Source organism: Streptococcus sp. HMSC057G03 (assembly GCF_001808745.1).
GTDB classification, from domain to species: domain Bacteria; phylum Bacillota; class Bacilli; order Lactobacillales; family Streptococcaceae; genus Streptococcus; species Streptococcus parasanguinis_Z.
Genome location: NZ_KV794421.1, coordinates 52186 through 73686, shown reverse-complemented (window position 1 = coordinate 73686; position 21501 = coordinate 52186). Strand labels below are relative to the sequence as shown.

The 21501-nt window shown below is 43.3% G+C and carries 21 protein-coding genes; 19 read left to right on the top strand and 2 right to left on the bottom strand.

What is annotated here, in order from left to right:
- The first annotated feature begins 11 nt into the window (after window positions 1-11).
- The 18 genes from HMPREF2686_RS03435 to HMPREF2686_RS03350 all read left to right on the top strand — a co-directional run bounded on the left by HMPREF2686_RS03435 (window position 12) and on the right by HMPREF2686_RS03350 (window position 17923).
- Window positions 12-935: a dihydrodipicolinate synthase family protein gene (locus tag HMPREF2686_RS03435; protein ID WP_049483959.1), complete on the top strand. Its 924-nt coding sequence runs from the start codon at window positions 12-14 to the stop codon at window positions 933-935.
- 27 nt (window positions 936-962) lie between these two features.
- Window positions 963-2504, top strand: coding sequence for a sodium:solute symporter family protein (locus tag HMPREF2686_RS03430; protein ID WP_049483958.1), 1542 nt, complete (start codon window positions 963-965; stop codon window positions 2502-2504).
- Between the two features lie 25 nt (window positions 2505-2529).
- Window positions 2530-2988, top strand: coding sequence for a NanQ anomerase/TabA/YiaL family protein (locus tag HMPREF2686_RS03425; protein ID WP_000587140.1), 459 nt, complete (start codon window positions 2530-2532; stop codon window positions 2986-2988).
- 188 nt (window positions 2989-3176) lie between these two features.
- A complete protein-coding gene (locus HMPREF2686_RS03420; RefSeq protein WP_070449211.1) occupies window positions 3177-4286 on the top strand; it encodes a Gfo/Idh/MocA family protein in 1110 nt (369 codons plus the stop codon).
- Between the two features lie 150 nt (window positions 4287-4436).
- Complete coding sequence (locus HMPREF2686_RS03415; protein WP_049483957.1) at window positions 4437-4886, top strand: NanQ anomerase/TabA/YiaL family protein; 450 nt, start codon at window positions 4437-4439, stop codon at window positions 4884-4886.
- 210 nt (window positions 4887-5096) lie between these two features.
- Entirely contained in the window at window positions 5097-5933 is an 837-nt protein-coding gene (locus HMPREF2686_RS03410) for a MurR/RpiR family transcriptional regulator (RefSeq protein WP_070449209.1), read from the top strand.
- On the top strand, window positions 5930-6826 hold the full coding sequence (locus HMPREF2686_RS03405) for an ROK family protein (RefSeq protein WP_070449207.1): 897 nt from the start codon (window positions 5930-5932) through the stop codon (window positions 6824-6826). Before HMPREF2686_RS03410 ends, HMPREF2686_RS03405 begins: the two co-directional genes overlap by 4 nt.
- Before the next feature lie 123 nt (window positions 6827-6949).
- Window positions 6950-7273 (top strand): hypothetical protein, encoded by a 324-nt coding sequence (locus tag HMPREF2686_RS03400; protein WP_049523811.1) that lies wholly within the window; start codon window positions 6950-6952, stop codon window positions 7271-7273.
- A complete protein-coding gene (locus tag HMPREF2686_RS03395; protein WP_070449205.1) occupies window positions 7263-9224 on the top strand; it encodes a V-type ATP synthase subunit I in 1962 nt (653 codons plus the stop codon). The genes HMPREF2686_RS03400 and HMPREF2686_RS03395 overlap by 11 nt, the downstream gene beginning before the upstream one ends.
- Before the next feature lie 30 nt (window positions 9225-9254).
- Entirely contained in the window at window positions 9255-9734 is a 480-nt protein-coding gene (locus HMPREF2686_RS03390) for a V-type ATP synthase subunit K (protein ID WP_003009435.1), read from the top strand.
- A gap of 70 nt (window positions 9735-9804) precedes the next feature.
- Window positions 9805-10395 carry a V-type ATP synthase subunit E family protein gene (locus tag HMPREF2686_RS03385; RefSeq protein WP_049498129.1) on the top strand — a complete coding sequence of 197 codons (591 nt, stop codon included), beginning with the start codon at window positions 9805-9807 and terminating at the stop codon, window positions 10393-10395.
- 9 nt (window positions 10396-10404) lie between these two features.
- A complete protein-coding gene (locus tag HMPREF2686_RS03380) occupies window positions 10405-11424 on the top strand; it encodes a V-type ATPase subunit (RefSeq protein WP_070449203.1) in 1020 nt (339 codons plus the stop codon).
- Window positions 11405-11725: a V-type ATP synthase subunit F gene (locus tag HMPREF2686_RS03375; protein WP_003009443.1), complete on the top strand. Its 321-nt coding sequence runs from the start codon at window positions 11405-11407 to the stop codon at window positions 11723-11725. Before HMPREF2686_RS03380 ends, HMPREF2686_RS03375 begins: the two co-directional genes overlap by 20 nt.
- Complete coding sequence (locus HMPREF2686_RS03370; RefSeq protein WP_070449201.1) at window positions 11722-12426, top strand: GNAT family N-acetyltransferase; 705 nt, start codon at window positions 11722-11724, stop codon at window positions 12424-12426. Before HMPREF2686_RS03375 ends, HMPREF2686_RS03370 begins: the two co-directional genes overlap by 4 nt.
- 33 nt (window positions 12427-12459) lie before the next feature.
- Window positions 12460-14250 carry a V-type ATP synthase subunit A gene (locus HMPREF2686_RS03365; protein ID WP_070449199.1) on the top strand — a complete coding sequence of 597 codons (1791 nt, stop codon included), beginning with the start codon at window positions 12460-12462 and terminating at the stop codon, window positions 14248-14250.
- Window positions 14237-15622 carry a V-type ATP synthase subunit B gene (locus HMPREF2686_RS03360; protein WP_003002370.1) on the top strand — a complete coding sequence of 462 codons (1386 nt, stop codon included), beginning with the start codon at window positions 14237-14239 and terminating at the stop codon, window positions 15620-15622. Before HMPREF2686_RS03365 ends, HMPREF2686_RS03360 begins: the two co-directional genes overlap by 14 nt.
- A 3-nt stretch (window positions 15623-15625) precedes the next feature.
- Window positions 15626-16249, top strand: coding sequence for a V-type ATP synthase subunit D (locus HMPREF2686_RS03355; RefSeq protein WP_003002380.1), 624 nt, complete (start codon window positions 15626-15628; stop codon window positions 16247-16249).
- A 528-nt stretch (window positions 16250-16777) separates the two neighbouring features.
- Window positions 16778-17923: a LysM peptidoglycan-binding domain-containing protein gene (locus HMPREF2686_RS03350; protein ID WP_061591036.1), complete on the top strand. Its 1146-nt coding sequence runs from the start codon at window positions 16778-16780 to the stop codon at window positions 17921-17923.
- A gap of 86 nt (window positions 17924-18009) precedes the next feature.
- Here the strand turns inward: HMPREF2686_RS03350 and HMPREF2686_RS03345 are convergent, their stop codons facing one another.
- Together HMPREF2686_RS03345 and HMPREF2686_RS03340 are read right to left on the bottom strand one after the other, a co-directional pair.
- Window positions 18010-19179, bottom strand: coding sequence for a CynX/NimT family MFS transporter (locus HMPREF2686_RS03345; protein ID WP_061591035.1), 1170 nt, complete (start codon window positions 19177-19179; stop codon window positions 18010-18012).
- A 418-nt stretch (window positions 19180-19597) separates the two neighbouring features.
- Window positions 19598-20515, bottom strand: a complete 918-nt coding sequence (locus HMPREF2686_RS03340) for a helix-turn-helix domain-containing protein (protein ID WP_003015436.1) — start codon at window positions 20513-20515, stop codon at window positions 19598-19600.
- Between the two features lie 211 nt (window positions 20516-20726).
- On the opposite strand from HMPREF2686_RS03340, the gene HMPREF2686_RS03335 reads away from it, so the two are divergent.
- A complete protein-coding gene (locus HMPREF2686_RS03335) occupies window positions 20727-21329 on the top strand; it encodes a hypothetical protein (protein WP_049486045.1) in 603 nt (200 codons plus the stop codon).
- Window positions 21330-21501 lie beyond the last annotated feature (172 nt).

The window sequence follows — 21501 nt, the reverse complement described above, 5'->3', positions numbered from 1 at the left end:
GAGGTTTCCAAATGACAAATACAAATTTGAAGAAATATGAAGGTGTTATTCCAGCGTTTTATGCTTGCTATGATGAAAATGGTGAAGTGAGCCCAGAAAGAGTACGTGCTTTGGCTCAATACCATATTGATAAAGGAGTACAAGGGGTTTATGTCAACGGATCTTCTGGAGAATGTATTTATCTTAGTGTTGAAGATCGTAAGCTGATTTTAGAGAATGTAATGGCGGTCGCTAAAGGAAAACTAACTGTTATTGCCCACGTCGCATGTAACAATACCAAAGATAGCGTTGAACTTGCAAAGCATGCTGAAAGTCTTGGAGTAGATGCTATTGCTGCTATCCCACCTATTTACTTCCGTCTTCCTGCCTATTCGATTGCTCGCTATTGGAATGACATGAGCAAGGCTGCACCAAATACAGATTTTATCATTTATAATATTCCGCAACTGTCTGGTACCACCCTCACACGCGACCTGTATGCTGAAATGCGCAAGAATCCACGGGTGATCGGGGTGAAAAATTCATCTATGCCAACACAAGATATTCAAATGTTTGTAGCTGATGGAGGAGATGACCATATTGTCTTTAATGGACCAGATGAACAGTTCATTAGTGGCCGCGTTATTGGTGCAAAAGCTGGAATTGGTGGTACTTACGGGGTGATGCCTGATTTGTTCTTAAAATTAAATGAGTTGATCAAAGAATCCGATTTTGAAACAGCTAAAGAATTGCAATATGCGATCAATGATGTCATTTATAAGATGGTCAGTGGTCGAGCAAATCTTTATGCAGTGATCAAAGAAATTCTCCGTCTAAATGAAAAATTAGATCTTGGTTCTGTAAGAGCCCCACTCGAACCCTTGCATGAAGAAGATCTGGCAATTGCAAAAGAAGCAGCAGAACTTATTCAACAAGCACGAAAAGAATTTTTATAATAAATAAAATCAATATGGAGATATGTTATGGGCACAACAGGATTTACAATAATTGACTTAATTATCTTGATTGTTTATTTACTTGTGGTATTGGTTGCAGGTATCTATTTCTCTAAAAAAGAGATGAAAGGAAAAGAGTTCTTTAAAGGAGATGGTTCGGTTCCTTGGTATGTTACTTCGGTATCCATTTTTGCCACAATGCTCAGTCCGATTTCCTTCTTGGGACTCGCTGGTAACTCTTATGCAGGTAGCTGGATTTTATGGTTTGCTCAATTAGGGATGGTTGTAGCTGTTCCACTGACAATTCGTTTTATCTTACCTATCTTTGCACGGATAGACATCGATACGGCATATGATTACTTGGATAAACGTTTTAATTCTAAAGCACTTCGTATTATTTCAGCACTCTTGTTTATTATTTATCAATTGGGACGTATGTCTATCATTATGTACCTCCCATCAGCTGGTTTATCAGTATTGACAGGAATTGACATCAATATTTTGATTATTTTGATGGGTGCAATTGCAATTGTTTATTCTTATACTGGTGGTCTAAAATCCGTATTATGGACAGACTTTATTCAAGGTGTGGTTCTGATTAGTGGTGTCGTTGTAGCTTTATTTGTACTGATGGCTAATATTAAAGGTGGCTTTGGTGCAGTAGCAGAAACATTAGCAAACGGGAAATTCCTTGCTGCAAATGAAAAACTTTTCGATCCTAACTTGCTTTCAAACTCCATCTTCTTAATTGTGATGGGTTCAGGCTTTACAATCTTGTCTTCCTATGCTTCATCTCAAGATTTGGTTCAACGTTTTACTACAACACAAAATATTAAGAAACTTAATAAAATGTTGTTCACAAATGGTGTCTTGTCACTTGCAACTGCAACAGTCTTTTACTTGATCGGTACAGGCTTGTACGTATTCTATCAAGTACAAAATGCAGGTAGTGCAGCTAGCAATATCCCTCAAGACCAAATCTTTATGTACTTTATTGCATACCAGTTACCAGTAGGTGTCACAGGTTTGATCTTGGCAGCGATTTATGCAGCAGCTCAATCAACTATTTCAACAGGTTTGAACTCTGTTGCAACTTCATGGACATTGGATATTCAAGATGTCATTTCTAAAAATATGTCAGACGATCGTCGTACGAAAATTGCACAATTCGTATCTCTAGCAGTAGGTTTATTCTCAATTGTTGTTTCCATTATCATGGCTCATTCAGATATTAAATCTGCATACGAATGGTTCAATAGTTTCATGGGACTTGTACTTGGTCTACTTGGTGGTGTATTCATTCTTGGTTTTGTTTCTAAAAAAGCAAATAAACAAGGTGCTTATGCAGCGCTGATTGTATCAACCATCGTTATGGTATTTATTAAATACTTCCTTCCTCCAACAGCTGTTAGCTACTGGGCATATTCATTGATTTCAATTTCTGTATCAGTAGTTTCAGGTTATATTGTATCTGTTCTTACTGAAAATAAAGTATCTGCACCTAAATATACAACGATTTATGATATTTCAGAAATTAAAGCGGATTCAAGTTGGGAAGTTCGTCACTAGTCACTAATAGAAAAGAGAAAATAATATGATTATTTCTGAACAATCTGATTTTAGACGATATGCTTCTGTCAATAAACATTTTTCAAAAGTCTGTGATTTTTTAGAAAATACAAATTTGACAGATTTAGTTGATGGAAAAATTGATATTGACGGGGAAAATGTTTTTGCAAATTGTATGACTTATCTAGCTGATGGAGTCCCAGGAGATATTTTTGAAACTCATAAGAAATATTTAGATATTCATATTGTTGTTGAAAATACAGAAAAAATGGCAGTAACTTCCCCAGTTCGTGCTCAGTCACGTGTACCTTTTAGCGAAGAGAAGGATATTGCTTTTTACGATAGCAAAGACTATCAAATTGTTGAATTGCTTCCAGGGAATATGTTGGTGACTTTTGAAGAAGATCTTCACCAACCAAAGATTCATTGCAATGATGAAACTGTTAAAAAACTTGTTATCAAAGTTTTAAACGAGGAAAAATAAAATGAAAAAAATATTAAACAATATGTAACCTTAGGTACTGTATTGGATTGATGTTTGAAAAATTTGATTCATGGTATCGTAATGAACTTCATATGAAAAATGTTGTACCATATATAACATTTAAGATTGAAGATTTGAAAAAGAATTAAAGCTGAAATTTAAAAATATATAGAAAGAGGATAAAAATTATGGTAAATTACGGTATTGTTGGAGCTGGATATTTTGGAGCTGATTTGGCTCGCTCAATGAACAAAATTGAAGATGCAAAAGTGGTTGCGGTATTTGACCCAAATCATGGAGAAGAAGTTGCTCAAGAGTTGGGATCAGATGTTTGTGCAAGTTTAGATGAACTTGTAGCACGTGAAGATATTGATTGTGTGATCGTAGCTTCACCTAGCTACCTTCACCGTGAACCTGTTGTGAAAGCTGCTCAACATGGCAAACACGTATTTTGTGAAAAGCCAATTGCATTGTCTTATGAAGATTGTAAAGTCATGGTTGACGCATGTAAAGAAAATAATGTTATCTTTATGGCTGGTCACATCATGAACTTCTTTAATGGTGTACACCATGCTAAAGAATTGATTACTCAAGGTAAAATCGGTAAAGTTCTTTATTGCCATGCCGCTCGTACAGGTTGGGAAGAACAACAACCAACTGTATCATGGAAGAAACTTCGTTCTCAATCTGGAGGACATTTGTACCACCATATTCATGAATTAGATTGCATTCAGTTCATCATGGGAGGACTTCCTGAAAAAGCGACAATGGTAGGAGGCAATGTATATCATAAAGGTGAAAACTTTGGTGATGAAGATGATATGCTCATTGTAAACCTAGAATACTCTGATGATCGTTATGCTGTTTTGGAATATGGTAATGCTTTCCGTTGGGGTGAACACTACGTCTTGATTCAAGGAACTGAAGGAGCTATCAAACTTGACTTGTTCAATACTGGAGGTACTCTTCGTGTTAAAGGTGAAGGAGAATCACACTTCTTAGTACATGAAACTCAAGAGGAAGATGATGACCGTACAGCTATCTATACCGGTCGTGGTATGGATGGAGCAATTGCGTACGGTAAACCAGGAGTACGTTGCCCATTATGGTTACAAACATGTATTGATAAAGAAATGGAATATCTACATGACATCATTAAAGGTGGAGAAATTACAGAAGAATACGAAAAACTTCTCAATGGTGTAGCTGCTTTAGAATCAATCGCTACCGCTGATGCATGTACTTTATCAGTTAAAGAAGATCGAAAAGTAAGTCTTTCAGAAATCACAAATGCTTAACTATTGTAAAACAGAATAGTAAATTCTTGTCATTTTATAGGCTATTGATACGATAAGAAAATAAGGCCCTATTTCAATGAATAAGAGCAATCAGAAGATGTTGCTTGCTATTTCTAAGAAGCCCAGGTTGAATTCGAAAGGAGTTCCAGTATGGAATTAGTACAATATAAAGATGCAGTGATTGCACGGGACATTCAACACCCTGCACTCAAGAAAGTTGTAGATTATTTAAAAACACATGATGTCAGTCAAGATGAAAAGGGGACACATTCAGTCTCTGATGATTTCTTTTACAATGTGATTGAAATGGAAACAACGGATGAAGAACATCGTGTGTGGGAAAGTCACCGAGACTACTATGACGTTCATGTTCTATTCGAAGGTAAAGAACGAATCTCATATAATTTTCTGTCCAATATGAACTTGGAAGATTATGTGAAAGAAGAGGATTGGCAACAAATGTCTGGCCATTCGATGTTTGATATTCATTTCACACCTGGTGCCATTTTATTATTAGATCCAAATGATGCGCATAAGACAGGTTTGAAAGTGGATCAGGCTCAAGATATTCGCAAGATAGTATTTAAAGTGCGGTTATAGCGTGCATTATTCATTCTTTTCATTCCGAACGGGAGTAATAGAACAATTTTTGAGAGAAGGATCTTGTTATCTAGTTACTGATTTCTCTCATTGAGTGGATCGAAAGGTCTTATAAGATGATGGATGTTCTCATGAATTGTTAATGGAGGTTGGAGACTATTCCCAGCCTCTTTCCCCGTTTTTAGAAGATGTTGTCAGAGTGGAGGAGAAATGGTTACATTAGAAAAAAGTATACAACCTGTTATTGAGTCAGTCTATGAAAGCTTAACAGATTTAGAAAAGAAAATAGCTGACTATTTTTTATCTGATCATGTCATGCAAGATGATTTATCTGCGAAATCAGTGGCTAAACGATTGTATGTTTCCCTCTCTTCTTTGACAAGATTTGCTAAGAAGTGTGGGTTCACAGGATATCGTCAATTTGTTTATGAGTTTGAGGAGTCAAATCAGGACATCCAAAATGTCAGTCGACATATTACAAAAAGTGTCTTATCTGATTATGGAGAGTTGTTAAATAAGACTTTTTCTTTGATTGATGAAGAGCAGTTCTTGCGTGTTAGTCGGATGTTAGACAAGGCTAAGCGGGTATATATATACGGAATTGGGAGTTCAGGTCTTGTAGCACGTGAGATGGAATTTCGCTTTATGAGGCTGGGAATGATTTGTAAGGCGATTACCGATGACCACATGATACGAGTCAATAAAGTCATGCTGGATGATGAGTGTCTGGTTATTGGAATTTCGTTATCAGGTGAGACAAAAGAAATTCTGGATGCTGTGTATCAAGCAAAGCAAAAAGGTTCTAGGACTGTTCTAATAACATCGAAAATAAGTGCGTTTTTAAAAGGGCGGTGTGATGAACTGGTGTCTGTGGCAGTAAAGGAAAGTTTGCCTCAAGGTACGCTCATATCTCCACAATTTCCAGTCTTAGTTGTAGTCGATATTTTTTATGCCTATTATGTTGACTTGGATAGAGAGAGAAGGAATCATATATTCACCAATACACTTTCGGCCCTCAATTTACATAAAACGGAGGATGGACAATGAATATTTTAGGAATTGACATTGGAGGTACATCCATTAAGTCAGATGTATATAATGAAGAAGGCAATGCTTTGGGATATTTTTCAGAACAGAGTACCAAGATATGCCATGAGAACCAGACAAATGGGATACTGGAGCAAATTTGTGACCTCATTTCCGGCTATCAATCTAGTCTTGATTTAGACGGGGTTGCGATTTCGACAGCAGGTGTGGTCGACAGCCAATCAGGGAAAATTGTATATGCAGGTTATACCATTCCTTCTTACAGTGGGACTGACTTTTCCAGCGAGATTCAGAAACGATTTTCCATCCCTGTCACAGTAGAAAATGATGTCAATTGCGCCTTGTTAGGAGAAATGTGGAAAGGTGCAGCCAGAAATAGCCATTCTACTGTTATGATTACGGTTGGGACCGGTATCGGTGGTGGTATTTTCACCAATGAACAAATCTTGTCCGGGCATAATTTCACAGCAGGTGAAATCGGATATTTACCGATTGGGAATGCCGATTGGCAATCCTTAGCGTCTGCATCAGCACTTGTTCAGATGTATGAGGAAGCATCTGGCTTACACCATCAAACCGGTAAAACTTTTTTTGAGGCGGTGGATAAGAGTGATCCAGTTGCTTTGAAGGTCTTAGAAACATACGTTCATCATTTGGCACAAGGATTGGTTACTCTTTCTTATGTCTTAAATCCAGAGAAAATGATCTTAGGAGGTGGCATCTTTGCTCGCTCAGATGTTTTGCTACCTCTGTTGCAAAATGAGTTGTATCATGCAGTTCAGGACAAACGATTCTTACCGCGAGAAATTGTAACGGCTACATTAGGAAATGAAGCAGGAAGATTGGGAGCGGTAGCCAAATTTTTAATGGATCAAGGGAAAAACTTGTCTTAAAATACGGTCGTTTTAGGAGCGATCGATCCCTAATTTCCCGATCAAAACCATGTAAAATATGGTATAATCTAAGGTAATTATACTGTTGTTGGAAGAACAATAGTTGAATAAGGAGGTGTGACGATGTCGAATGCAACACTCGAGATGATGCAAGAGATCGAACAGGCTGCTCAAGGAGTGATCGCTACTTATGAAGATCAGGTCGAGCAAGTCCGTACGGATTCGCGCGATCGCCTTGCAACAGTGGCGCAGCATTACGATGAGGAAACCAAGCAATTGGTCACAGAGGCAGAAAAAAACGCTCAGGAAAGACTCGTCCGTTTAACGAAAGATCTGGAAGAAACGGTTGCGCGCAATGATGCCAAGGTACAACAGGCGATGACCGACAAGCGAGCTGGGTTAGTTGAAGCCATTGTAGAAAAGGTGGTAGCAAGCTATGGCCGTTAGTCAGATGCAAAAACTGTCCCTCATCTTACCCAAAGATGACTTGGACAGTCTCCTACTAGCGCTACAGTCTGAGGCAAAAATCCAGATTTATGACCTCAGTGAGCATGAAGAATGGCAGGCTGCCTTTGAGGAAAATACCTTGTCTCAACCCTTGACAGAGGACAATCGTCAAGCCTTGGTAGAGCTACAAAAACGTCAAGAACAAGTTGAAAAAATGATTCAGACTCTAGAGCCCTACATGCCTGAGAAGAAGGCCCTGCAAGCTCTGAAGGAAGAACCCTTAAGCTTGTCTTTTGATGACTTGCAGGCCCACGGGATGATTCGAGACGAGGATCTTCTATTGACCAAGTTGAAACGCCAATTGCGCGTGTTAGACAAGGCTCGTCAGAAGATTGCGGATGCAAAGGGAGAGATAGAACGCTTAGAAAAATGGCGACCGTTAGAGGTGACGCCAGCTGCTCTCGCTACTTTTCACTATGTGCATGGCTTGATCGGGACGATCCCAAATAGCGATACAGACGCTGTTCGTTCTTCCTTAAAAGCTCATCCTGAGCTGGAGTTAGAAGAAGTCTTTACGTCTGAAACCGAACACGGTTATGTCATCTTGTATCGTTCGGGAGATCGTGTAGCTGTTCAGGAGCTTCTGGAAGACCATGGGTTCAAAGAATTGGACTATGAAGAAGAGCAGGTCCCGGCCGCCTACTTGGATCGCCTAGAAGGGGAAATCAAAGAGCAAGAAGCTGTCGTTGCAGCAACCCTAGCAGAGTTGCAAAACTCCCAGAAGGAGTTGGACCAGCTCAAGTACCAGATGGATTACTTGCTGAGTTCGGGAGCTCGTGAGGAAGCCAAGTCGCTTCTTGCCAGCACGCAAAGCTTGGTAGCCCTAGAGGGTTGGATTGAAACATCCCAAGTGGCCTCGTTACGAGACTTCTTGCAACAAGGTTTTGGTTCTCGGGTCTTACTAGAGACGCGCGATGTGATGGAAAAAGATTGGGATGACGTGCCGATCCAGTTGCGAAATAGTGCCTTGGTAGAGCCCTTTGAATTAGTCACAGAGATGTACGCTCTGCCTAAGTATTACGAGAAAGATCCGACTCCGATCGTTTCGCTCTTCTACTTTGTTTTCTTTGGCATGATGGTCGCAGATATCGGTTATGGACTCTTGCTAACGGTAGCGACAGGCTTTGCCCTTAAAGCCTTTAAGCTCAAGCCTAGTACAGCCAAGAACCTTCGTTTCTTCAGTCTCCTTGGAATTTCAGTTGCCCTTTGGGGTGTGGTCTATGGCTCTTTCTTTGGATTTGAGATGCCTTTTGCCTTGATCAGTACGACCAGTAACGCCATGACCATCCTGATCCTCTCAGTGGTCTTTGGTTTTGTCACTGTCTTAGTGGGCCTCTTCCTAGGAGGAATGAAAAATGTTCGCCTCAAAGACTACACCGAAGCCTATAATGCTGGCTTTGCTTGGGTCTTGATCCTACTTGGCTTAATGCTTCTAGCAGTAGGCAATATCTTGCCAGGGATGAGCCTTCTAGTTCCGATTGGCAAGTGGCTGGCTATTTTGAATGCCATTGGGATCTTGATTGTTTCCATTGTCAGTGCCAAGAAGCTATCCGGTTTAGCGTCTGGTCTCTTTAACCTCTACAATGTTAGTGGGTACGTCGGAGACTTGGTCAGCTTCACCCGTTTGATGGCCTTGGGCTTGTCTGGAGCGAGTATCGGTTCGGCCTTCAACCTCATTGTCAATCTCTTTCCACCGCTTGGACGGTTTACGGTAGGGCTTGTGCTCTTTATCGTCCTACATGCCATTAATATGTTCCTGTCCTTCTTGTCAGGATATGTGCATGGAGCCCGTTTGATCTTTGTGGAGTTCTTCGGTAAGTTCTACGAAGGAGGAGGCAAGCCATTTCGTCCTCTCAAACCTTCTGAACGCTATATTAAAACAAAAAAATAAGTATTATCTTTAATAAATAGGAGTATATTCATGGAATCTTTAGCATCATATTTTTCAGCCCATGGGGGCGCCTTCTTTGCAGCATTTGGTGTGGCGATCGCCGTTGCACTTAGTGGAATGGGATCTGCCCTTGGGGTTGGTAAAACGGGTCAAGCAGCAGCAGCGCTCTTGAAAGAACAACCTGAAAAATTTGCCCAAGCCTTGATTTTGCAATTGTTGCCAGGTACACAAGGTTTGTACGGTTTCGTTATCGGGATCTTGATCTGGTTGCAAATTAAGCCAGATATGCCACTTGAAACAGGGGTTGCATACTTCTTTACAGCTCTTCCAGTTGCGATCGTTGGTTATTTCTCAGCCAAACACCAAGGAAATGTTGCGACAGCAGGGATGCAAATCTTGGCCAAACGCCCTGAAGACATGATGAAAGGGGTTATCCTTGCGGCCATGGTTGAAACCTACGCCATCTTGGCCTTCGTTGTGTCCTTCCTATTGACCCTACGCGTCGGCTAAGAGCTAGCTTTGATGGATTCGCCTTACGAGGCGAAAAACACAAGACGCATGCAATAGGAGAAAAAACGATATGGATGAACAAACCCAATTAAAGGATTCGATCTTGGCCCAAGCCCACGAAAAAGGGCGTAAACTCTTAGAAGAGGCCAAGGAAACCATCCTAAAAGAAGAGACTGCGCAAGAAGAGCGTTTGATTCAAGATAAACTCAATCAACGCTCCGAGCAGCTCAAGCGGATTCAACGTCAATTGCAACGTGAAACCCAACAAATCGAAAATAAAAAACGCCAATCAACCCTTGTCACCAAGCAACGCGTCTTAAAGGATCTCTTTGCAGATGCTTATGAAGCGATGGTGGCTTGGCCCCTTGAAAAGGAAATGCAGTTTGTAGATGCGGTCTTAGATCGCTATCAGGGACAAGTTGTGACCCTGACCTTCGGTGCGGTGAGTGCTAGCAAATTTGATTCAGCAGCTCTCGAGAGATTGAAGCAGACGCATCAGAATGTGACAGTTGCAGATGCAACGATCCCAGCTCAAGCAGGCTTTGTCCTGTCGGTTGGGAAGATTGATGACAACTATCTCTACCGTGATTTGGTGGATTCCATTTGGGAGCAAGAAAGCTACCAGATGGCAGCCAGCATTTTCACAGATGAAGAGAACTAGGAGGTTGCAATGAGCGAACGGACCTATTCTCAAGTTAATACAGGAATCAGCGTACGTGAGGCTAGTTTTGTCAGTCCCAGTCAGTTCGAGCAGTTGCTTGCAAGTCCCTCTAGTGAGAGCCGAGAAGGCTTGCTACAAGGGACACCTTATGCTTTAGACAGCCACGAGATCAAGGATTTAGCAGCCCTTGAAAAGCGCCTGATGGCAGCCTTGTTGGCGGAATACCAATGGGCTTTTGAGGTAAGCCCTCAGTCAGACCTGGTTAGCCTTTTTACCTTGAAGTACACCTATCATAATCTCAAGGTTTATCTAAAACACAAGGCGACAGAGCGCAAGTTGGGGCACTTATTGATCCCTATCGGTCCTTATTCTCTCGATGTGCTCGAGCATTTGGTGGCGACCTTTTCTGCAGAGCATTGCCCAGCCTTTATGGCGGAAGAAGTGGCTGCAACCTGGCAAGAATTCCAAGACTATCAGGACTTGCGGGTTCTCGAAATCGGGATGGACTTAGCTTATTTTAAACACCTGAGATACTTAGGGGACAGCCTAGATCATCCGATTCTGAAGCAGTTAGTGGATGTGACTATTGACTTTTACAATGCGATTACGGTCAAGCGGGCCTTGGATCAGCAAAAACCACATAGCTTTATGCACCAATTGCTCTCAGATGAAGGGAGCCTTAGTGCCCATCAGGTGATCGACCTGCTAGAATCCGGTCAGTGGTTGACCTGGTTTTATCAAGTTAATCCGCTGGAGTACGATCTCGCCTTAGAGACTTATGAAGAAAAGATGCGCACCGGTCAACTAAAGACCGTAGAGTTGGAGTATTTAGAGAGTTTGGTGAAATTCAGTCTTCTAGACGCTGGCCGTTTTGAAGTCGATGGACCACTCCCTCTTGTCCGTTATCTTTACGGAAAAGAGTTAGAGGTGACCAACCTTCGTTTGGTCCTCTCTGGTTTGGACAATGGTTTTCCGTTAGCAGACATCAAAGAAAGGATGAGACCGATTTATGGACAAACAGACCTATAAGATCGCAGTTGTGGGCAATCGGGACGCCATCCTTCCTTTTCGCCTGATTGGCTTTCAAACCTATCCGGTCACAGAGCCACAAGAAGCGATCAATACCTTGCGAAAACTCAGTCGGGAAAACTTCGGGATTATCTACCTGACAGAGGATATTGCTCAGGCCATTCCAGATACAGTGGCTTTTTACGACCAGCAGCTGACACCGGCTCTGATCCTTATCCCGACCCATAGAGGGACTACAGGACTGGGCCAACAGCGGATTCGTGATAATGTCGAAAAAGCAGTAGGACAGGATATTTTATGAGAACAAATGAATTTGGCCAAGCGATTGGCGATGCACTGCCGGATTTTACACCGGGGCTTCTGCCAGCTATTGAGCGGATCGAAGGTCGCTATACCGTGATCGAGCGCCTCTCGAAAGAAAAACATGGAGCAGATCTTTATCAAGTCTACGGGCCGGACTCTCCAGCAGCGATGTGGACCTTTCTGTTCAAAGGCCCTGCCCACAATGAAGAGGAGTGGGACCACTTATTAGATGATCTCATGACAGCCCAAGGTCGCTTTTACTATGCGATTGTAGACAAAGATTCAGGTAAGGCTTTGGGGACATTCTCTCTCATGCGGATCGATCAAGCCAACCGGGTGATCGAAGTCGGAGCAGTGACCTACTCACCAGCGCTCCAAAAGACTCGCATGGCTACGGAAGCCCAGTATCTATTAGCACGCTATGTGTTTGAGGAGTTAGGCTACCGCCGCTATGAGTGGAAATGCGATGCCTTAAACCAAGCTTCTCGAAAAGCAGCTGAGCGCTTAGGGTTTACCTATGAAGGCTGTTTCCGCCAGGCTGTTGTTTATAAAGGTCGTACCCGCGATACAGACTGGTTGTCTATCATTGACCAAGAATGGCCAGCAATCAAAGAGCGCTTCGAAGCCTGGTTGGATCCAAGCAATTTCGATGCCAATGGCCAACAAAAACAAGCTCTAAGAGAGATAGTGCAAAAGTAATACAAAGAAACAAAGGATTCCCAGGAGGAATACATGACTCAAGGAAAAATTATCAAAGTTTCCGGTCCCTTGGTGGTTGCATCAGGGATGCAGGAGGCCAATATCCAAGACATTTGCCGGGTCGGCGATCTTGGTTTGATTGGCGAAATTATTGAGATGCGGCGGGATGAAGCCTCTATCCAAGTATATGAAGAAACGTCTGGAGTTGGTCCAGGAGAACCAGTGGTCACAACCGGAGCTCCCCTTTCGGTAGAATTGGGACCAGGCTTGATCTCTCAGATGTTTGACGGGATCCAACGCCCCTTGGAACGCTTCCAAGAAGTCACCGCCAGCGATTTTTTGGTTCGTGGGGTGCAAGTTCCTAATCTCGATCGGGACACCAAATGGGCCTTCGAACCAAGTGTAGTAGAAGGAACTGAGGTGGTCGCAGGAGACATCGTCGGTACCGTTCAAGAGACCAATATGGTGGAACACCGCATCATGGTACCGTTTGGTGTGAGTGGACGTGTGACCAAGATCGCAGCAGGTTCTTACACAGTAGAAGAACCAGTTTATGAGATCGAGCAAGCAGATGGTAGCCTCTTTACTGGTACTTTGATGCAAAAATGGCCAGTTCGTCGAGGCCGCCCCTTTGCACAAAAACTGATTCCGGTAGAGCCTTTGGTCACCGGTCAACGGGTTATTGATACCTTCTTCCCTGTTACGAAAGGGGGAGCTGCAGCTGTTCCTGGTCCTTTCGGAGCTGGAAAAACCGTCGTACAACACCAGGTGGCCAAGTTTGCCAATGTAGACATCGTGATCTACGTTGGTTGTGGGGAACGTGGAAATGAAATGACGGACGTTCTGAATGAATTTCCAGAATTGATCGATCCAACAACTGGCCAATCCATCATGCAACGGACTGTTCTGATCGCCAATACTTCGAACATGCCAGTGGCTGCGCGGGAAGCTTCTATCTACACAGGGATCACCATTGCGGAATACTTCCGTGATATGGGCTATTCCGTTGCCATCATGGCCGATTCGACATCGCGCTGGGCTGAAGCTCTCCGTGAAATGTCTGGTCGTCTAGAAGAAATGCCAGGTGATGAAGGCTACCCAGCCTACCTTGGTAGCCGGATCGCCGAATACTACGAGCGTGCAGGTCGGGTCAAGACACTTGGAACCACTGCGCGTGAAGGTTCGATTACGGCAATCGGTGCCGTTTCCCCTCCGGGTGGAGATATTTCAGAGCCGGTGACACAAAATACCTTGCGAATTGTTAAGGTCTTCTGGGGCTTAGATGCTCAATTGGCCCAACGTCGCCACTTCCCAGCTATCAACTGGTTGAGTTCTTATTCCCTTTACCAAGATGAAGTTGGTCGCTATATCGATCTACATGAACAAATCAGCTGGTCTGAAAAAGTGACCCGCGCTATGAACTTGCTTCAAAAGGAAAGTGAATTGCAAGAAATCGTCCGCTTGGTTGGTCTAGATTCCTTGTCTGAAAAAGACCGCTTGACCATGAATGCGGCCAAGATGATCCGTGAAGACTACCTGCAACAAAATGCCTTTGATGAGGTCGATACCTATACCTCTTTCAGCAAGCAGGTGGCCTTGTTGACCAACATTTTGACCTTTGACCAAGAAAGTCAAAAAGCACTAGAATTAGGGGCTTACTTCACAGAAATCATGGAAGGAACCGTGGCTCTTCGAGACCGCATTGCCCGGAGCAAGTTCATCCATGAGGACCAGTTGACCACTATCCAGGCCTTGAAAGAAGAAATCGTAGAAACCCTACACCAAATCGTCGCAAAAGGAGGAGTAGACAATGAGCGTGATTAAAGAATACCGTACTGTCAGCGAAGTTGTTGGCCCCTTGATGATTGTCGATCAGGTCGAAGGGGTTCACTACAATGAACTCGTAGAAATCAAGCTTCATGATGGAACGACCCGTCAGGGACAAGTCCTCGAAGTCCAAGAAGACAAGGCCATGGTCCAGCTCTTTGAAGGATCTAGCGGGATCAACTTAGAAAAAGCCAAAGTCCGCTTTACCGGACGTCCCCTAGAACTTCCTGTGTCTGAAGACATGGTCGGACGCATCTTTAACGGGATGGGAAAACCCATCGATGGCGGTCCGGAGATTATCCCAGAGAAGTACTTGGACATTGATGGACAAGCCATCAACCCTGTTTCGCGGGACTATCCGGATGAATTTATCCAGACAGGGATCTCAGCCATTGACCATTTGAATACCTTGGTTCGGGGCCAAAAACTCCCAGTATTCTCAGGTTCTGGTCTTCCTCACAAGGAGTTGGCGGCTCAGATTGCTCGTCAAGCGACGGTTCTTAATTCTGAAGAAAACTTCGCCGTGGTCTTTGCGGCTATGGGAATCACCTTTGAAGAAGCCGAGTTCTTTATGAACGACCTTCGGGAGACAGGTGCGATTGACCGCTCGGTCCTCTTTATCAACTTAGCTAATGACCCCGCTATCGAGCGGATTGCCACTCCTCGGATCGCCTTGACAGCTGCCGAATATTTGGCCTATGAAAAAGACATGCACGTCTTGGTTATTATGACCGATATGACCAACTACTGTGAAGCCCTTCGGGAAGTATCCGCTGCCCGCCGGGAAGTTCCAGGTCGTCGGGGTTATCCAGGTTATCTCTATACCAACCTCTCAACCCTCTACGAACGTGCAGGACGCTTGGTTGGAAAGAAAGGATCTGTGACCCAAATTCCGATCCTCTCTATGCCAGAAGATGACATCACCCACCCCATCCCTGACTTGACAGGCTACATCACCGAAGGTCAGATTATTCTGTCCCGCGATCTCTACAATAGTGGTTACCGCCCACCGATCAATGTTCTTCCATCCCTTTCTCGTTTGAAGGACAAGGGTTCTGGTGAAGGCAAGACTCGGGAAGACCATGCGGCGACCATGAACCAGCTCTTTGCGGCCTACGCCCAAGGAAAACAAGCCAAAGAACTGGCTGTAGTGCTTGGGGAATCTGCCTTGTCAGATACCGACAAGCTCTATGTTAAATTTACAGACCGCTTTGAGCAAGAATACATCAACCAAGGTTTCACTACCAATCGGACGATTGAGGAAAGTTTGGATCTCGGTTGGGAACTCTTATCCATCCTTCCACGAACAGAGCTTAAACGGATCAAGGATGAGATGATTGACAAGTATCTGCCAAACAAAGAGGATTAGCCTATGGCACGATTAAATGTAAAACCAACTCGGATGGAGCTCAATATTCTCAAAGAGCGCCTCAAGACAGCAACCCGGGGGCACAAGTTGCTCAAGGATAAGCGGGATGAACTCATGCGTCGCTTTATTGAAGCTGTGCGAGAGAATAATCGTCTGCGCCAAAAGGTGGAGGCAGCGCTGGTGGGCAATATGCAAGATTTCGTGATGGCCAAGTCCTTGGAGAGTGACCTCATGGTAGAAGAAATCTTTGCCGTTCCCACTCGAGAAGTGATGCTACACATCGAGGAAGAAAATGTCATGAGTGTGCGCGTGCCCAAGCTCCATGCCCGTATCGATAATCCATACGGAGATGATGAAGGGGACGTGGTTTATAGCTACCTCGCCTCCAACAGTCAAATGGATAGCACGATCCAAGAAATGGGGGATCTACTCCCTGATTTGCTCAAGTTAGCGGAAATCGAAAAAAGCTGCCAACTCATGGCAGATGAAATCGAGAAAACCCGCCGTCGAGTGAACGGACTCGAGTATGCGACCATCCCAGACCTCAAAGAGACTATCTATTATATCGAAATGAAACTCGAAGAAGCCGAACGCGCCAACCTCGTCAGAATCATGAAGGTAAAATAAGATACAAAGCCGTTAAGCAACTCAAAGGAAAATAGGAAATCCAACGACGAAGCGTCCGCTTCTAGTTGGATTTATCTTTTTCCAAAGAGTTGTAGGCGTGTTCAGTTATAAGAAACAAAGTCCGTAAAATGCAAAGTGAAAATAGGGAGCAGGACAGAAGCACTGTTGTATAGAATGCTTCGTTGTCCAATCAGCTACTGTGCCTTTGAAGTTAGTACTATTACAGTTTGCGTTTTTCACCCAGCTTTTCAGCCGGCCTCAATTACTTAAAAAATACAAGAACCTCATCAAGAAACCATTCCTTGATGAGGCTTTTTTGCGCCCTCGAACTCTTCTTCCACCACCCTCTTTTCATGTTACTAGTTTGTAACAATGTGACAAGAAAGACGAAATGTTACAAGAAAAATACAGTTTTGTTAAATAGCCAAAAAGGCCTTTTATTATTTATAAATTGTGATAAGATAGTATAGTAGTTAATTTGTTCAAGAAAATCTTGAGCAAAAAAACAAAGAAAAAAGAGGATAAAAGATGAAATTAAAAGTTAATACGAAAGCCTTGATCGCTTCAACAGTAGCTCTTGCAGTGATTCCATTTACAAAAGCCACTGCAGAAACACTTGAAGATTGGGTAGCTCGCTCAGTAGATGAAATCAAACATGATATCCAACAAAGCGGTGAAAACCAACAAACTTATACCATCAAATATGGTGATACATTGAGTTCGATCGCAGAGGCGCTTGGAATCGATGTACATGTGTTGGCAAACTTGAACAACATCAGCAACATGGATTTGATCTACCCAGGTACTGTTTTGAAAACAACAGTAAATGATCAAAAAGAAGTAACTTCAGTTGAAATCCAAACTCCTCAAGCAGGTGCGACAGATGCTACAACTGCAAGTGCTGATTTGACAACAAACCAAGTGACAGTTGACGACCAAACAGTCGCTGTTAATGACTTGTCAAAACCAGTCAATGAAGATAACAAAGCAGTTCCAGTTGCTCCAGCAGCAGAAACTCAAGAAGCACCAGCGGAAGCTCCAGTAATTGATCTACCAACTGCAAACCAATCTCAACCAGCTGTTCCAGAAACACCAAACTACGGTGCTCCAGCTACCAATGTTGCAACTCAAAACCCAGAAACAGCCCCAGCTTCTGCTCCTGAAGCTCCAGCAACTCAACCAGAAGCGCCTGCAGAAACACCAGCTTCTGCTCCTGAAGCTCCAGCAGACGAAGCTCCGGCAGCACAACCTGCATCAGTAGAAACTGCAACAGCACCTGAAGTGCAACCAGTAGCAGAAACTCCAGCAAGCGGAAATACTATTCCAACTGATCCAAATCTTAAACCGCAAGCGGAAGCTTTCCGTCAAGAAATCGCTGCAAAATTTGGTATCACAAACATTGGTGGTTACCGTGCAGGTGATCCAGACGATCATGGTAAAGGGCTTGCAGTGGACGTAATGGTACCAACAAGTTCTGAACTTGGAGATCAAGTTGCCCAATATGCTATTGACAACATGGACCGTGCAGGTATCTCATACATCATCTGGAAACAACAATTCTACATGCCAGTAGATAACATTTACGGACCTGCTAACACATGGAACCAAATGCCAGACCGTGGTGGAGATACAGCAAACCACTACGATCACGTACATATCTCATTTAACGGATAATAAAACTTTGAACTAGGACAAGTGCCTAGTTCTTTTTTTGTACGCACAAAAAAGGCCGGAAGACGAATCTTCCAGCCAGACGATGGTTATAAAATATGATCAACTTTTTCCACCTGATAAAGGGCAATGGCCATGATAATGGTTAAGACCAGTAGCATAAGAATGGCAGGTGTCCAAGAGTGGAAAAGAGATTTACTGTAGCCGAAGAGGATGGGACCAAAGGCTGCAAAGACGTAGCCTCCTGTTTGGGCAAGTCCAGAAAGTTGGGCTGTTTTTTCAGGTGTGCTGGATTTCATGGAGAAAGCGACCATGAGGTAAGGGAAGAGCGAACTAACGGAACTTCCAATCAGGGCATTTAATACCAACCAGTAGAAGAAGTTGCTGGTCGGGATTAAGAGCATGGCTACCCCCAGAATCCCTGCTCCGACAACAATCGTAAGCATCAAGTGTCGATTGCGATCGGATAACCGTGTCGTTAAACTTGGGATCGTCAAGGAGAACGGGAGACTGATCAGGGTGAAGACGGAGGCCAGTAGTCCAGATTCAACCTTTGAAAGGCCAGCTTGAACAGCCATGGTCGGAAGCCAGGTCATACTTGTGTAGAAAAGCAGTGACTGCAAGCCTCCGAAAATCATGATAGCCCAGACATATTTATTGGTATACCACTTGCTACTAGATTCCGTAGTAGCAGCCTTTTTGAGTCGGTGGTTGTAGCGAAGGTTAGGAATCCAGATGACCAAAGCAAGAGCACACAAGGCTGTCAAGATGTTGACCAAACCTTGCCAAGAAGTGGCTTTGGTGATCGGAACGGCCACAGAAGAGGCGATCGCTGTGGACATCCCCATAGAAGTGATGTACAAAGTGGTCAGAATGCCTAGTTGACGGGGTCTGTTCGCTTGAATCAGGCTTGGAAGCAGCACATTGAGAAAGGCGATGCCAGCTCCAATCAAGATGGTTCCCAGATAGAGGAAGGGGAGGTTGATAATCCGAATGGCAGATCCGATCGTAATCGCGATCAAAACTAGGAAAAAGAGGCGCTCAATCCCCAACCTTTTAGCAAATTGAATCGCAAAAGGTGAGAAAATGGCAAAGGTGAGAAGTGGCAAGCTAGTCAATAGTCCCAGAGAGCTCACATCAACCCCCAAACCAGCTGCGATGTCAGACAAGACCGTCGGAAGCGTAGTAAATGGTGTTCGTAAAACAATCCCAAGCATAATGATGCCCGGGATGAATAGCTTAGAATGTGTTTTTTTCATAAATCCTCCTCAGACAAAAATTCTCTTCATTATAACACAGATTGAGCATAAATTGGAGTATTGATACAAATGAAGGAGAAGGACCGTAGTTCTCACTAGCGTTCGAACTGTGTCAACGTACCTAAGCTCACTAACGTTTGCTAAAGGAATAAGGATCGTAGTTCTCACTGTCGTTCGAACTGCGTCAACGTACCTAAGTTCGTCTACGCCCCTATTGGACTTGACTCACTAAGGTACGTAGAAAAAGCCACCGGTTTTGGTGGCTCTTATAGGGAGATTATTATGAAAAAGTTTAGGATTTTCTATCAAACAAAGTTAGGAGGTCTTTATTTGATGGTTTTATTATAAGGCGGTTTGCTTAAAGAAAACTTAAGAAAAGGCGCTGACCGAAAGAATCGGTCTAAAGTCTGAGACGTCTTTATTCGCTGAAGAAATCAATGCCGGTTTTGTTGAGTTCGTTGACTCGCAACATGAATTTTGTTTTGATTTGAACAAGTGGGCTTCCGAAATTTTCGAGTGCAATCAAACCTTCCAGGGCTTTTAGGACCTGCTTGGCACGGTAAACCCCTTCCTTGTCATTTAAGCCAAGGAGGGCATAGACCTGCATAAATTCTAACTGCATGGAAATACTGGTGTTTAAAATCGGTTTGCGCTTGCGAAGCTGGTTAATTGATTGAAGAAAATTCAGAGCTTCTAGGTAGAGTTCTTTTTTAATAAGATAGTTGGCCAGATTTAACAGCAAAGAGGCCAACGCATTGGCAGAGTAGGCAGAATAACTGCTTTCAAAAAGTTCCAAGGATTCCTTTCGAATCTTAGCGACGACTTCATAGGGCAAGACAGATAAAAGGGCAATGGTGAAGTCTTGCTCAATTTCATTTTGATAGGCAAACGGCACTTCTTGAGCGATTCGTTGAATCGAGACAGGTGCGTCCTCCAGGTGGATTTCTTTTCCCATCGCGTTATTGACATTGATTTCAAGCGAACGCAAATAGAGTTGCCAGAGCTCTTTGTTCTCCTCGGCAACAGGTGATTTTTCGTGCTTTAAGCGCTCAATAATGGACAGAAAATCCATGTTTTCTTGATTGATATGTTTCATCAAAATGGGGCTGAAATTTTGAATAGTTAAGCCAGGATAATGGGACAAAAAGGTGTCCCAATCCACCCCCATAGACAGCAAGAGGCGAGAGAAGGTCTCGATGGTCACTCCTTTTTGAGAACGCTCAAATTGGCTGAGGAACTGAGGAGAGACAATATCTGCAGCGACTTCTTTTAGAGAAAGACCGCGTGCTTCACGAATTTTACGGAATGTTGGACCAAATGGCGAAGATGAGGACATAGGGGAACTTCCTTTCAATTATCATACCATTAGTATACCTCAAAAAAGGCTGGAATTAAACTCAGAGTTTAATTTTTGACAAAAAAACTAGAAATTCTTCGATTTTTAAGAAAAATGAAACTATAGTTTACATGGCCCTTTTTTAGGGAGGGATTTTTGATAAAATAAGGTCAATTCTAGAAGATAAGCTTATAACAAAAGGAGATTTACAATGACGACACAAGAAATTTTACAACTATTAGATGAAAAGCGCGTGCTAACGGCCCCTGCAGCAGTTGCTTGGGATGAAGTTCAACGGCAACAAAACCGATTAAATAAAGCAGCGAAGAGACTCAATGGGCCAATCACGGTCACACTGGCCCTCAATCTTCTTTTCGCCTTTACGATTTTTCTCTTAGAACAAAGTCACCTGATGCACGGTTTTCTACTGATGCTCGGATTGATGGGTGGGTTGATTGCGATCAAATATTTTGTATTTGTAGCCCCAGCCAAGCAAGCTCTTGCCAATGCCCAGGCCCTTTATAACCAGGAAATCAGCCAACCAGCCTACCAACAAGGGATGCAAGGTTTCCCGCAAAAATTTTACAATTACCACGATCTCTTCCGACTGTATAACTTAATTGCAGAAGGACGTGCCTCTACCTTGCCAGAAGCCTACAATCTGCTTGAAATGCAACAATTCCAAGAAACGCAAGTCAATCTGCAAGAAGAAGCCAATGCCCTACAAGCTGATATCGCACGTAGTTCAAGGGTCAGCGCCGTTGCTAATGTAGTCACTGCTTACAATACTTATCGTATCCACAAAGATATGTAATGTCAAAAAGATAAAAGATGAAAAAACCTCCCAAGAGTCATGATCGAAAATCAGAGCTCTCGTGGAGGTTATTTTGTTGTCCTGTAAAAAGTAGTTCCGCAAGGCATCCATGTACTTAAGTTCGCTAACGTATTAAGGACCGTAGTTCTCACTGTCGTTCGAACTGCGTCAA